This window comes from Thermogemmatispora carboxidivorans (assembly GCF_000702505.1).
GTDB classification, from domain to species: Bacteria; Chloroflexota; Ktedonobacteria; order Ktedonobacterales; family Ktedonobacteraceae; genus Thermogemmatispora; species Thermogemmatispora carboxidivorans.
Genome location: NZ_JNIM01000001.1, coordinates 3,153,716 through 3,167,190 on the forward strand (window position 1 = coordinate 3,153,716; position 13,475 = coordinate 3,167,190).

At 63.3% G+C, this 13,475-nt stretch carries 8 protein-coding genes and 1 CRISPR repeat array; of the genes, 4 read left to right on the forward strand and 4 right to left on the reverse strand.

Going from position 1 to position 13,475, the window contains the following annotated elements; genetic code table 11:
- The first annotated feature begins 68 nt into the window (after positions 1-68).
- On the forward strand, positions 69-1,502 hold the full coding sequence (locus N688_RS12385; protein WP_081839208.1) for an extracellular catalytic domain type 1 short-chain-length polyhydroxyalkanoate depolymerase: 1,434 nt from the start codon (positions 69-71) through the stop codon (positions 1,500-1,502).
- Between the two features lie 107 nt (positions 1,503-1,609).
- Here N688_RS12385 and N688_RS12390 read toward each other — a convergent pair whose 3' ends face one another.
- Entirely contained in the window at positions 1,610-3,802 is a 2,193-nt protein-coding gene (locus N688_RS12390) for a WD40 repeat domain-containing serine/threonine-protein kinase (protein ID WP_052889571.1), read from the reverse strand.
- Positions 3,803-3,946: 144 nt separating this feature from the next.
- On the reverse strand, positions 3,947-4,816 hold the full coding sequence (locus tag N688_RS12395; RefSeq protein WP_052889572.1) for a class I SAM-dependent methyltransferase: 870 nt from the start codon (positions 4,814-4,816) through the stop codon (positions 3,947-3,949).
- 247 nt (positions 4,817-5,063) lie between these two features.
- On the opposite strand from N688_RS12395, the gene N688_RS12400 reads away from it, so the two are divergent.
- Positions 5,064-5,252 (forward strand): hypothetical protein, encoded by a 189-nt coding sequence (locus N688_RS12400; protein ID WP_052889573.1) that lies wholly within the window; start codon positions 5,064-5,066, stop codon positions 5,250-5,252.
- Between the two features lie 93 nt (positions 5,253-5,345).
- Here the strand turns inward: N688_RS12400 and N688_RS12405 are convergent, their stop codons facing one another.
- Positions 5,346-7,682, reverse strand: a complete 2,337-nt coding sequence (locus N688_RS12405; protein ID WP_052889574.1) for a WD40 repeat domain-containing serine/threonine-protein kinase — start codon at positions 7,680-7,682, stop codon at positions 5,346-5,348.
- A 961-nt stretch (positions 7,683-8,643) separates the two neighbouring features.
- A CRISPR array of direct repeats spans positions 8,644-9,715; the repeat unit is 38 nt; unit sequence GGTCAGAATGCTTGTTTTGCCCGCTCTGGGTTTGAAAC.
- Positions 9,716-10,135: 420 nt separating this feature from the next.
- On the opposite strand from N688_RS12405, the gene N688_RS12410 reads away from it, so the two are divergent.
- Both N688_RS12410 and N688_RS12415 read left to right on the forward strand, forming a co-directional pair.
- Positions 10,136-10,840 carry an ArsR/SmtB family transcription factor gene (locus N688_RS12410; RefSeq protein ID WP_052889575.1) on the forward strand — a complete coding sequence of 235 codons (705 nt, stop codon included), beginning with the start codon at positions 10,136-10,138 and terminating at the stop codon, positions 10,838-10,840.
- On the forward strand, positions 10,840-11,745 hold the full coding sequence (locus tag N688_RS12415; protein ID WP_052889576.1) for an MFS transporter: 906 nt from the start codon (positions 10,840-10,842) through the stop codon (positions 11,743-11,745). The genes N688_RS12410 and N688_RS12415 overlap by 1 nt, the downstream gene beginning before the upstream one ends.
- Here the strand turns inward: N688_RS12415 and N688_RS12420 are convergent.
- Entirely contained in the window at positions 11,691-13,469 is a 1,779-nt protein-coding gene (locus N688_RS12420) for a helix-turn-helix domain-containing protein (protein ID WP_052889577.1), read from the reverse strand. The genes N688_RS12415 and N688_RS12420 overlap by 55 nt on opposite strands.
- Positions 13,470-13,475 lie beyond the last annotated feature (6 nt).

Consider the following 13,475-nt stretch of genomic DNA (forward strand, 5'->3'; position numbering starts at 1 on the left):
CTATTCTGCAGGGCAAGGATGCCAGACCGCCTGCCCCTGGCATCGCCTCACCGTCAAGGGGGTTCACCATGCGAAACGTTGTTCGCCTCGCGCTCGCTTGCGCGCTGCTCCTCGTCAGTGGGATGCTCTTTTTTGAGCGGGCGCACGCCAGCAGCGGCACCTTCACCCAGTACACCTACAGCGGGCCTGCTGGCAGTCGTCCCTACTATGTCTATACGCCGGCCAACTATCAGGTTGGTACGGCGGTGCCCCTGATCGTCATGCTGCACGGCTGTACGCAGACGCCGCAGGACTTCGCCAACGGCACTCAGATGAACGCCCTGGCCGATCAAGATCAGTTCATCGTGGTCTATCCGCAGCAGACGAGTAGCTACAATTCTCTTTCCTGTTGGAATTGGTTCCTGCCCGCCCATCAGTCGCGCGGCAGCGGTGAGCCGGCCATCATTGCTGGCATTGTCCAGACCGTCGAGCAAAATACCTCGCAGTGGACGATCGACCGCAATCGCGTCTACGTGGCTGGTTTCTCGGCAGGGGCCGCGATGGCGGTGATTATGGGAGCGACCTACCCGGATATCTTTGCGGCTATCGCTTCAGCTTCGGGCCTGGAATATCAGGCGGCGACCTCGCAGACGGCGGCGACGACGGCGATGATGCAGGGTGGGCCGAATCCGCAGCAGCAGGGGCAGGCCGCCTATCAGGCGATGGGCAGCGCTGCGCGCGTAGTGCCGACGATTGTCTTCCAGGGCCAGAGCGACTACACGGTCTATCCGGTCAACGGCGATCAGGTGGTCCAGCAGTGGATGACAACCGATCATCTGGCCTCGAACGGCAGCTACAACGCCAGCTTCAGCAGCCCGAGCAGTAGTGTGAGCGGCCAGGTGTCGGGCGGGCGCAGCTATACGGTGCAGTCCTGGAACGATAATCAGGGGAACGAGATTGAGGAGTATTGGAAGATCAACGGCATGGGTCACGACTGGTCGGGCGGCAGCAGCAGCGGCTCCTATACCGATCCGCAGGGTCCCAGCGCTACCAACGCCATCTACAGCTTTTTCATGAAGCACCCAATGAATGGCGGCGGTGGTTCGGGCGGGACAGCCACGCCCACGAGTACGCCCTCACCCACGCCATCCCCCCGCCCGACGATCACGCCGTCGCCCAGCCCGACGCCAGCGGCCTCCACCTGTCAGATCCACTACGGCATCGTCAGCCAATGGAGCGGCGGCTTCCAGGCCAGCCTGACGATCACCAATACTGGCAGCAGCGCGATCAATGGCTGGACGCTGCGCTTCTCTTTCGCCAATGGCCAGACAATCACGGTGAGCTGGAACGGGAATTTCTCGCAGGCGGGCAGCGCCGTGACGGTGACGAACGTGGCCGCCAATGCCGTGATTCCGGCCAATAGTAGCTTGAGCGTGCCGCCGGGCTTCCAGGCCACCTGGAGCGGGAGCAATCAGCCGCCCACAGCCTTTACGCTCAACGGTATGAGCTGCGCTGTGGTCTAGCGAGGTCGCCCGGGAGTGGGCCGCCCGCTGTCTGTTCGCTATCACTAGCGGGGACTGCTGTGGCGGGTTTCTGCCACGGCAGTCCTTCTGTCTGTTTGTCAGCTTGCTTAGCTTATCCGCCAGAGCTGCACCTGGGCACGCTGGTCGCCAGTGGCGATCAGATCAGAGATCGGCGACCAGGCAAGTGCCTGGAGAGGGGCGGTTTTCGCGCCTCCCAGGAGCTTCCCAGTCGTGCACTCCCAGACCTGGACGGTGCCGTCGTAGGAGCAGGAGGCCATTTGCTCGCCTTGGGGTGACCAACCTACGCCGGTCACTGTATTGATATGCCCCTTATAGATCAGCAGTGGCTCGCCGTTGCGAGGGTCCCAGATCTGGGCGGTGGCATCTTGCGATCCAGAGACGATCATGCTGTTGTCAGGCGACCAGGCCACGCTCCAGACCGGCCCCTGATGACCGCGATAGACCAGATCGATGAGTCCTGAAATGGCGTCACGGACTACGACAAGGCTATCATCTCCACCAGAGGCAAGGTCTCCACTGTCAGTACTAGACTGCGAGGCGAGCGCACGGATGTCACCGGTGTGATCACAATAAGCAGCGACTAGCTCCCCGCGGGAACTATCCCAGAGATAGGTGCAGCCAGAGCCGCCCGCCGAGGCGAGCAGCGAACCGTTTGCCTGTGCCAACCAGAGGAGGGAAGTAACGGGGAGGCTCTGTTGCTGGTAGCTCAGCCTTAGCCGTCCGGTGACAACATCCCAGATGTGGATGAAACCATCGGCGGAGCCAGAAGCGATGGAGAGGCCATCGGGCGACCAGGCCAGCGCCCGGACCTCACTCCGATGGCCACGGTAGACACGCCAGATCTGGCCGCTCATAGGGTCCCAGAGGCGGACCGTCTGATCGCGAGAAGCGGAAGCCAGCACGGCGCCATTCGGCGACCAGGCCAGGGCGGTCACTGAGCCAGTGTGTCCCTGACAACTCAGGGCCAGTCGAAGTGCCCCCGAGCCATTAGTGGCCAGTTCAGGAAGGCGAGGTCGTGATAGGAGGAAGAAGCCAGCCAAACCGGCCAGGGTAGCACCGATACCAAGACCTCCGGCGAGAAGAGTGCGCCGCGACAAGCCAGGCCATCTGTTCTGGGGAGCCTGCGGCAGGGTAGCAGCCAGCACTTGCAGCCGGCCCCTGACGCGGGCCAGCGGGGTCTGAGCGGTGCCACTCTTCGTCGGAGCCGCTGGTGATGGGGCCAGGATCGGTACCCGTGGCGGCGACACCGGTCCCCGTTGTGGCTGAGCTGCCGGAGGTGCTGGCCTGCCCGCCGGGGCCTGGGCGGGGGCACTGACTGTAGTGGTCACACCGCTGCCCGACTGGTTTCGCCTGGCTGGGAGGTCCTGAGCCAGGCGCCGCAGTTCGTCGCCGACGGCGCGCGCTGAGGACGGGCGTCGCTCGACGTCTAAGACGAGCAGCTGGCCGATCAGTTGGGCCAGTTCTTCGGGAACTTCTGGATTGAGCTGCCGCAACGGCGCAAAGCGAAACGGCTGCTCGCTCGGATCGCGTCCGCTCAGCAGGCTGTGCAGCACCGCCCCAAGACTGTAGAGGTCGCTGCGCGGCGTGGTCTGCTCTTTCCCATACTGCTCCGGCGCCGCAAAGCCGGGAGAGCCAAAGGCCATCGTGTCATGCGCCTGGCCCGCTTTGAAGTGCCGCGCAATCCCAAAGTCGATCAGCAACAGCCTCCCATCCCTCTGGCGCACCATCACGTTGGCCGGCTTGAGGTCTCGGAAAATCACCGGCGGCTGCTGCTCATGCAGGTAGGCCAGCACCTCACAGAGCTGCTCACCCCACTCTACCACCTGCTCCAGCGGAAGCCTGTGCTGCGGGGTCCGCTGCTGGATGGCTTCCAGGGTCTCCCCCTCGATATAGTCCATCACCAGATAGCTCGCCTCCGGCTCGCTCCAGTAGTCGTGGATCGCCGGCAGGCTCGGATGGTGCAGCCGGGCCAGTAGTTCGGCCTCCTGTTGAAAGGCACGCTCAGCCTCGGCTCGCTCTTGGGCGTTGAGCCGACGTTTGGAGAGACATTTGACCGCCACAGGGCGGGCGCCCAACCGCCGGTCTTCTCCGAGAAAGACGGTGCCCATGCCCCCTTGACCCAGCTCGCGGATCAGTTGGTAGCGCCCTATGAGCAGGGTCCCTACCCCGGCCTCTGGGGGAGTCAGCGGTGCCTGGCAGTGCCAGCACTGGGTGGCATCCAGCGGATTGGCGGCTCCACAGTGGTCGCAGAAGCGCTCTTGCGTAAAGGCTGTACTCATATGGCGATTTTCAAGAGCATATGATCGTTGGCTGCTGTCATCAGTGCAACCGGATCGTCCGAGCCTTTTGGCCTTCCGGTGATGCGCTGGTTGCAAGGTACGATGGTCGGTCTGGGCTGGCAGGATGCTTGTTGTGCGCCTGTTTCAGGCGGGCTGGTGGCCCCAGACGGTGAGCCAGGTCCAGATAGCGCAGAAGTCGTCAGTCTGCATCTCAGCCACGGCTTGCTGATAAAGCTGGCGTAGTTCTTTCTCGCTTCCCATGCCCATCCTGACCAGAAAGGGAAGTGAGAGGTCCAGGGCCACCATCTCATCTTTGAAGAAGGCGTAATGCAGCGGTGTATCGCTCGACCACTCGGCGGCGCTGGCGTGCAGGCGCACCTCTGCGAAGCCTGCCCGACGTAACAGCCGTGGCAGCACAGGAGTAATACCAACGTGGCAGCCGTCGGGTGAGAAGCTCTGACCGGCGCGTTTGAGAGCGGCATAGCCCAAGGCGAAAAGACGCTCTGTGGCGAGGCTGGTCGTCAGTGGGCCTTCGGTCTCGGTCAGGCGGATTGTGCCACTGGGCTTGAGGAGACGGCGACACTCGCTCAGAAGAGCCGCCCAGTCTGCAGGTCGCATGAAGCTGAAGAGGAAGCGTCCATTGATGAGATCAAAGGAGGCATCAGCGAAGGCCAGGGGCTGTCTGATGTCCATAACGGCAAAGTCGATGTTGGTCAGGCCGCGGCTGCGGGCCTGGACACGGGCATAGTCGATGACGTTGGCATTCAGATCGACGCCGACAACTTCAACAGAAGGATAGTGAAAGGCGACTTGCATGGCCCAGCCACCCGGGCCACAGGCCAGGTCGAGGATACGTCCACCGGGCGGCAGGCTGATCCCTTCAGGAAAGAGGCCCCCCATCGCTTCCGTGAGGAGACGATCTTGTTGCATCAGGCGGGCGAGTTCCGCCACCTGTTCGGGATCAATAGGGTAGGTGCTTCTGGTTGGCCCCTCGTGAGCCGAGCTGTCCTGCATACTGTTGCTCCTCTCCATTGCGCCTGTCAAAGCTTATCTACAGAAAGCTGCTCGCGATCCAGGCCCGTCTGTCTTCTTGACTGAGAGAAACTGAAGCTTCTGTTCCCTCTATGGAGAATAGCAGCTTGTTTGTCGCTTGACAAGTGCTGCTGCATACTTGACAGTCGTCTCACTATGGGCTGTTCGCTCGCTCTCGTACGGCCCCTCAATAGTACCTTACTGGCACCCCTGGCCAAGAAGGAAACACATGTCGCTGTTGCCTACTTCGTCGCGCTGGCGCGCCTTCGGTCTGCGCTGGCTGGTGGGGCTGATTTCGCAGACAGGCACCTGGCTGCCGCTGGTGATCCAGTGCCGCAGCGCTTCTTGCAACCTGCCGCCCTCGGCCTTCATGCTTCACGGCCTGAATAGCGCACTTGTTTCCCCGAGGCTTGTCTGATCAGCTGCCAGAGCTGAGCTGATGGCGACAAGGGACTGCAGGGAAGGAGTCTGTGACAGCAGTCCGCTTGCGCACTGGTGAGAAGCTCCCTCACTAGACAGTTTGCCAGATCCGCACGTTGGCGCCCTTGTCTCCGGTAGCGAGCTGGGTATAAGATGGCCACCAGACGAGTGCCTGGAAAGCTGCGCTTTTGCCAGTTCCCCAAAGCTGCCCGCTCGTGCCGTCCCAGAGCTGGAGGGTACCGTCATCGGAGCAGGAAGCAATCTTGCTCTGAAAGGGCGACCAGGCCAGGCCGGTGACTCTATCGCTGTGGCCCTTATAGGTCAGCAGCCGTTCGCCGAGGCTGAGGTTCCAGATCCGGACGGTGGTATCAGCCGAGCCGGAGGCGAGCAGGTTGCCGTCAGGCGACCAGGCCAGGCTCCAGACTGGGTCGCTATGGCCCTGGTAGGAGCTTAGGGTGGACCAGCCGACCGTTTCTCGGATCTCGATCAGGCCAGCGTCTCCGGCTGAGGCAAGCCGCTTGCCATCAGGCGACCAGGCCAGGGTACGGATGCTGCCGCTGTCGCCGAGCTGATTCCAGAGAAGCGCCCCGCTGAGGCCATCCCAGATGGAGACACTGCCGTCATCGCCCGCCGAGGCTAGCCGTACACTATCCGATTGTGGAGACCAGGCCAGGGCGTTGACAGCACCTTTGTGCCCCTGGTAGCTTCGCTGCAACTGCCCTGTGTCAGCATCCCAGATGTGGATGAAGCCATCAGCGGAACCAGAGGCAATGTAGACGCCCCAGGGCGACCAGGAGAGCGCTTGAACCTCGCTCTGATGGCCAGTGTAGACCAGCAGGCTTGCACCAGTCCTGACATCCCAGAGACGGACCGTCTGATCGCGAGAGGCGGATGCCAGTATGACATGATCAGGCGACCAGGCTAGCGCGGTCACTGGGCCTTGATGTCCCCGGCAGGTTATCAGGAGGCTCACATTCTCCGATCCCTGCGCTTCCTGGGTGGCCAGGTCGATAGTGCGAGACTGCGAGGCAATGAAAACGACGCCGCCACAGGTCAGGGCCAGGGCCCCAGCCCCGAGGCCCAGTGCGAGCAAGGATCGCCGAGATATCTGAGGCTTTTGAATCGGCACTGCCGGCGGGGAGATCAGCGCAGGCTGCAGCAACTGGCGCTGCCTTCCCGCTTGAGCCTGGCCCGGTAATGAGACAAAGGGTCCCGCTGGCACTGTCGGCGCCAGTCCCTGCTTCGGCTGCGCTGCGGCTGCACCTTGCCTCCCAGCCTGAGCCTGGCCCGCTGATGAGACAAAGGGTCCCGCCGGCACTGTCGGCGCCAGTCCCTGCTTCGGCTGCGCTGCGGCTGCACCTTGCCTCCCAGCTTGAGTCTGGCCCGCTGATGAGACAAAGGGTCCCGCTGGCACTGTCGGCGCCAGTCCCTGCTTCGGCTGCGCTGCGGCTGCACCTTGCCCCTGTGCTGGCCAGCCTCCTACTCGTGCGCTCCTGCCGCTCCCTTTGCCAATTCCAGGCTGCCGCTTCAGCCGCTCCAGCACCTCACGCGCCGAGGATGGGCGTTGTTTCGGCTCAAGGGCCACCAGCTCCGCTATGAGCCGGGCTAGCTCTTCGGGAACTTCTGGATTGAGCTGCCGCAACGGCGCAAAGCGAAACGGCTGCTCGCTCGGATCGCGTCCGCTCAGCAGGCTGTGCAGCACCGCCCCAAGACTGTAGAGGTCGCTACGCGGCGTGGTCTGCTCTTTCCCATACTGCTCCGGCGCCGCAAAGCCGGGAGAGCCAAAGGCCATCGTGTCATGCGCCTGGCCCGCTTTGAAGTGCCGCGCAATCCCAAAGTCGATCAGTAACAGCCTCCCGTCCCTCTGGCGCACCATCACGTTGGCCGGCTTGAGGTCTCGGAAAATCACCGGCGGCTGCTGCTCATGCAGGTAGGCCAGCACCTCACAGAGCTGCTCACCCCACTCTACCACCTGCTCCAGCGGAAGCCTGTGCTGCGGGGTCCGCTGCTGGATGGCTTCCAGGGTTTCCCCCTCGATATAGTCCATCACCAGATAGCTCGCCTCCGGCTCGCTCCAGTAGTCGTGGATCGCCGGCAGGCTCGGATGGTGCAGCCGGGCCAGTAGTTCGGCCTCCTGTTGAAAGGCACGCTCAGCCTCGGCTCGCTCTTGGGCGTTGAGCCGATGTTTGGAGAGACATTTGACCGCCACAGGGCGGGCGCCCAACCGCCGGTCTTCTCCGAGAAAGACGGTGCCCATGCCCCCTTGACCCAGCTCGCGGATCAGTTGGTAGCGCCCTATGAGCAGGGTCCCTACCCCGGCCTCTGGGGGAGTCAGCGGTGCCTGGCAGTGCCAGCACTGGGTGGCATCCAGCGGATTGGCGGCTCCACAGTGGTCGCAGAAGCGCTCTTGCGTAAAGGCTGTACTCATATGGCGATCTTCACTCTCGTATCAGGGGTGGTCACTGCTCCCAGCACTGGACAACCAGGAGGGCGGGAGCGCTTTGGCCGCTCTGGCCTGCTGATGATGCGATAGTGGCGACGGTTGCGCTGGTCGCAAGTTCGGTGCTGCTCTAGTGTGTGGCCCGGTCAGCCCAGGCAGGCGAGTTCCGCCACCTGTTCGGGATCAATAGGTAGGTGCTTCTGATTGGCCCCTTGTGAGCCGAGCTGTCCTGCATATTGTTGCTCCTCTTCATTGCACCTGTCAAAGCTTATCTACGGAGAGCTGTTTGCGATCCAGGCCCGTCTGTCTTCTTGACTGAGAGAAACTGAAGCTTCTGTTCCCTCTATGGAGAATAGCAGCTTGTTTGTCGCTTGACAAGTGCTGCTGTATACTTGACAGTCGTCTCACTATGGGCTGTTCGCTCGCTCTCGTACGGCCCCTCAATAGTACCTTACTGGCACCCCTGGCCAAGAAGGAAACATATGTCGCTGCCGCCTACTTCGTCGCGCTGGCACGTCTTCGGTCTGCGCTGGGGGTAGGTGTCCGCTGCCGAGGGCGAGGGTGCGACGAGGTTTGAATCTCTTCCCCTTGTGGGCCCAGCCAGGGCCTCGCTCTGCCGGCCAGCACCCTGGCGCTCGGGCCTCCGCTGGAGGCCGGAGGTGGTCGGTAGCTGGGGTGAGTCGGCGCCGGTGTAGCTCCTCTCCGTTGAAGCTGCTCTTTCGGTTGCTGGCGGAGGTGAACGCGCTTCTTTTGCCGCTCATGCCATTCGTTTCGAGGATCTCGGTTCCCGGGTTTTCGTGCAGCGATGCTCGAATGGCTTTGCAGGCCGCATCAGGGCCATAGTGGCTAGCATCATGACCTCCCAAAAGCGGTCACTGATGACCGTTTTTTTGGGATGCTCGAAAAGGCTTGACTGAGGCCGCCTGCGATGCTATTCTGGAGAGGGTACCGTCAGAATACTTGTTTCGCCCGCTCTGGGTTTGAAACACATCAGGCATAGTCACCGTGCCCTCCAAGGCATAGATCCGGGTCAGAATGCTTGTTTTGCCCGCTCTGGGTTTGAAACCAAAGGAGATCGTCATAAGTCCAAAGGAGATCGTCATGGTCAGAATGCTTGTTTTGCCCGCTCTGGGTTTGAAACGTAGCCTCAGCTCCTCGAAGGGATCGGGAGCCTTCGTCAGAATGCTTGTTTAGCCCGCTCTGGGTTTGAAACACGAGCTGACGTTGACCGGGGTGTAGCTCTAACGGGGGTCAGAATGCTTGTTTTGCCCGCTCTGGGTTTGAAACCCCCGCTCATGCTGAGCAGAGGAATATTGATGTCGGTCAGAATGCTTGTTTTGCCCGCTCTGGGTTTGAAACTAAAGAATTCGGTATTTCCATACCGTTGATGATATAGTCAGAATGCTTGTTTTGCCCGCTCTGGGTTTGAAACCCCACGTCCAGGATGGTGCGCACGCTCTCGGGAGCCAGCGTCAGAATGCTTGGTTCGCCCGCTCTGGGTTTGAAACCTCTAACTGCAGCAACGCTTGATCCAGGGCGAGCCACGTCAGAATGCTTGGTTCGCCCGCTCTGGGTTTGAAACCGGGAATGATGGGAAGCGGCGGCGCTGTGGCCACCGTCAGAATGCTTGTTTTGCCCGCTCTGGGTTTGAAACCCCACGTCCAGGATGGTGCGCACGCTCTCGGGAGCCAGCGTCAGAATGCTTGGTTCGCCCGCTCTGGGTTTGAAACCTCTAACTGCAGCAACGCTTGATCCAGGGCGAGCCACGTCAGAATGCTTGGTTCGCCCGCTCTGGGTTTGAAACGAATATGGACACGCTGCAACAGTGCACGGCACGCACGTCAGAATGCTTGGTTCGCCCGCTCTGGGTTTGAAACGCATCTACTTGCCAGGTAGGGACTTCCTCGCCGACTGTCAGAATGTCTGTCTTGCCCGCTCTGGGTTTGAAACCTTGTTGATCTTTGGGAAGGAGATAGGGAATGTCGTCAGAATGCTTGTTTTGCCCGCTCTGGGTTTGAAACGTCTCAGGACCCTACCTTATGTAAGGATTGACATGCCTCCTGCGCCCGCCTGGGATGGGCGCCGCCTGACTCCACCTCAGAATCGTTAGCCGCAACCCAGGTCAGGAAGCCCGCCTCATCCGCTCCAGGCTTAGCCCCTTCACCCGACCATCGACGCGCCCCCCCTGACCTTGACATCCCTCAATCATTCAATTATTCTATTGAATATCAATCTATCGAAGCACCCAGAGCCTGGCGCCGCAAAGCCGGTCACAGAGTGGACAGAGAGCGCAGGATCAAGCGCCGAGCCAGTCCCACCAACAACCGTGGCCGTCTGGTCTCAGCAAGCAAGGAGAGCCAGGAGAAGAGCGTAGAGTAGAGCAGAGCAGAGCAGAGCAGAACAGAACAGAGCAAAGAAGAGAGAGGAGAGCAGAAATCGGCGTGGCATACCAGCATCCTGAAAGCAAGCGAGCCTTTAAAGATCGGCTCTACGAAGAACTGGCGCGCATCGGCAAAGCCCTGGCCAGCCCCCACCGACTGGAGCTGCTCGACCTCCTCGCCCAGAGCGAGCGCAGCGTCGAAGAGCTGGCCCATGAGACCACCCTGCCAGTGGCCACCGTCTCCCAGCACCTGCAGATTCTCCACGCGGCGCGGCTCGTCGACGTGCGGCGTCGCGGGCGTCAGCGACGCTATCGCCTGGCCTCCGGCGAAGTCGTGCGCCTCTGGCTGGCCCTGCGGCGCACCGGCGAAACCCACCTGGCCGAGCTAGAGCAGCTCGTCAGCACCTGGCTGCCCGAGCGCCGCCACTGGCCCGCCCTCAGCATCGACGCCGCCCTGGAGCTACTCCACAGCGGGCGCGCCCTGCTACTCGACGTCCGCCCCCGCGACGAATACGCCAGCGCCCACCTGCCACAGGCGCGCTCGCTCCCCGTCGCCGAACTGGCGGCCCACCTGAGCGAGCTGCCGCGCGACTGCGAGATCATCGCCTACTGCCGCGGCCCCTACTGCGTCTTCGCCGACGAAGCCGTCACCCTCCTGCGCGCCCACGGCTTTCGCGCCTGGCGCCTGGAAGTCGGCGTCCCCGAATGGCAAGAGCGCGGCCTCCCCATCATCAGGGCACAGGCAGCGGAAAGGAGCATCCATTGATGGAGCGCATCAGCGTCGACACCCTACGCACCTGGCTGGAGAGCGGCCAGGCCGTCACCATCCTCAACGTGCGGCCCACCGCCGCCCTGGCCGCCAGCTACCTGGCCACCGCCTACGCCCTGCGCCCTCAGCCCTTCCTGCTGGGTACCCTGCTCGCCCTTTGTGGCCTGCTCCTCTCCCTCTTCGGCGCCCGTGAATCCCAAGGCCACGCCCGCCAAGAGGCCAGACAGCTCCAGGCCCAGGCCCCGGAGCAGCCTGCTCCCAGCTTTTGGCAGATCGTGGCGCACGTCTCCTGGCGCGACCGCACTCTGCTGGCCATCAGTCAAGCCGGGCTGATCAACAACCTCAACGACGGTCTCTCCTGGGGTCTCTTCCCTCTCTACTTCGCCGCCGCCGGCCTCGACGCCGTCCACATCGGCTGGCTGGTCGCCATCTATCCCGCCGTCTGGGGCGCGGGCCAGCTCCTGACAGGAGCCATCTCCGATCGACTGGGACGTAAAGGGATGATCAGCGCGGGCATGTGGGTGCAGGCCAGTAGTCTGGCCCTGATGCTCCTCACGCAGGGCTTCTGGCCCTGGCTCCTGGGGGCCATCCTCCTGGGCAGCGGTACCGCCCTCGTCTACCCGACCCTGCTGGCCGCCGTCAGCGACGTCACCCCGCCCGACTGGCGCGCCTCGGCGGTCGGCGTCTATCGCCTCTGGCGCGATAGCGGCTACGCCCTCGGCGGCCTCCTGGCCGGAGTCCTGGCCGACCTGCTCTCGATTCCCTGGGCCATCGGGCTGGTCGCCCTCCTCACCTTCCTCTCGGGCTGCCTCGCCGCCCTGCTCATGCGCGAGACCCTGCCCCGGCCTCAACCGTCGCCGCCGGCCTCCTCTTCCGCCAGCATCGCCAGCTCGCGCCCATAGTCGGCAGCCCGCTCAACCTCGCCCTGGCGCCAGGCCAGATAGCGCAACAGGCGCAGAACGCGCCGCCACTCGCGCCGCAGCCTGCCCTCGCGCACCAGCACCAGCGCCTCGCGCAGATAGCCACCCGCCGCCTTCAGATCACCCTGATGCAGCGCCACCTCGCCCAGACCCAACAAGAGACGCCCCTGCGTCGCCGCATCGCTCGACCAGATAGCAATCTGATAAGCGCGCTGCAAATAGAGACGTGCCAAATCATAAAAGCCACGCCGGCGCAGAAAGGGCGCAAAGGCCAACACCCCACGGATAAAGCGCGCATGGCGCCCATTCTCAAAAGCATACTGCAGGCCAGCCACAATATTGCGGCTCTCCAGCTCCAGAGCCGCATCGTCATTCCCATGCCGCTCCAGCAGGCCCGTCACATAGGCCACCAGGCGCTCGCCGGCCTGCGGATCACGCAGATGAGCGCTGGCATAATCGGCAATCGTCTGATGCAACAAATAGCGTCCGGCGCCACTGCTCTCCAACAGACCGGCATCGACCAGGGCATCCAGCGTCTCCGGCGGAGCCTGAGCTACCGCCAGGGCCGCCTCCTCGCTAAAGCTATTCGGCTTCGGCGGAAAGACCGACAGAGCGCGCAGCACCTCACGCGCCTGCTCATCGAGCTGCTGATCGCTGACAGCAATGGCCGACTGCAGCGAGAGCGGTGTCCCCCAGGCCAGATGCGGCGGCTGCTCCAGCGGACCGCGCATCTCGCTGACATGCAGGCGCTGATGCGAGCTGCGTAAGCGGGCCAGGGCCGCCTGCAGGCGACGCGGCTGGCCGCTATGGGCCTGGGACTGCAAAAACTTCCCCAGCAGAGTCAAAGCCAGCGGCAGCCCCCCGACCTCCTCGACCAGGCTCAAAGCCGCGCGCCGATCGTGCACCACCGCCTCCGGCGCCCACTGCGCCAGCAAGGCCAGCCCGTCAGCGCTCTCCAGCTCATGAATCGTCCGCGCCCCCTCGCCGGCAATGGCCAGCGCCAGGCGCGGAAAGCGCGTCGTGGCGATCAAGACCGAGCGCGGCCCGCCGATCTTGAAAGCCAGAGCCGCCTCCAGCTCCCAGACGTCATCGATGACCAGCACAAAGCCGCGCTGTCCGATGGCCGTCCGCAAGGCGCGGGCCCGCGCCTCCAGCGACAGCTCCCCCGTCGTCGGCGGCACCCCCAGCAACTGCTCCCAGCGGTGCAGATGCTCCAACACATTGGGGCGCGGCCCCAGGCCCGCCCAGAGCACCCCCGCCTCAAAGCGCACCAGCACGCGCGGATCGTGCGCCAACGTCACGGCCAGGGCTGTCTTCCCCACGCCAGGCAGCCCACAGAGCGCCAGCGAGCGCCCGGCACAGAGCTGGGCCGCCAGCTCCCCGAGCAGAGTCTCGCGCCCGACCAGGCCACGCCCCTCGTTTGGCAGCGGTGGCATCGTCGGATCAAGCACCCGCTCCTGACGGCCCTGACCCGGGGAGATCTCGCGCTCCTGCAGCCCACCTCCAGCCTCCTCCACAAAGCCCAGCTCACGGGCGCTCTTGCCGAAGAGCTGACAGAGCTTCTCGCGATAATAGGGCTGCGGCGAGGAGACTCCCCGCTCCCAGCGACTGACATTCTTCTCGGACGAGCCGATGGCCTCGGCGACCCTGGCCTGCGACCAGCCTCGCATCTCGCGCTCATGTCTCAGACGCAGATTCGGTTTCATCGTGGG

Coding starts and splice junctions, on each gene's coding strand:
- N688_RS12385 (WP_081839208.1), top strand. CDS start 69: ATGCGAAACGTTGTTCGCCTCGCGCTCGCTTGCGCGCTGCTCCTCGTC.
- N688_RS12390 (WP_052889571.1), bottom strand. CDS start 3,802: ATGAGTACAGCCTTTACGCAAGAGCGCTTCTGCGACCACTGTGGAGCC.
- N688_RS12395 (WP_052889572.1), bottom strand. CDS start 4,816: ATGCAGGACAGCTCGGCTCACGAGGGGCCAACCAGAAGCACCTACCCT.
- N688_RS12400 (WP_052889573.1), top strand. CDS start 5,064: ATGTCGCTGTTGCCTACTTCGTCGCGCTGGCGCGCCTTCGGTCTGCGC.
- N688_RS12405 (WP_052889574.1), bottom strand. CDS start 7,682: ATGAGTACAGCCTTTACGCAAGAGCGCTTCTGCGACCACTGTGGAGCC.
- N688_RS12415 (WP_052889576.1), top strand. CDS start 10,840: ATGGAGCGCATCAGCGTCGACACCCTACGCACCTGGCTGGAGAGCGGC.
- N688_RS12420 (WP_052889577.1), bottom strand. CDS start 13,469: ATGAAACCGAATCTGCGTCTGAGACATGAGCGCGAGATGCGAGGCTGG.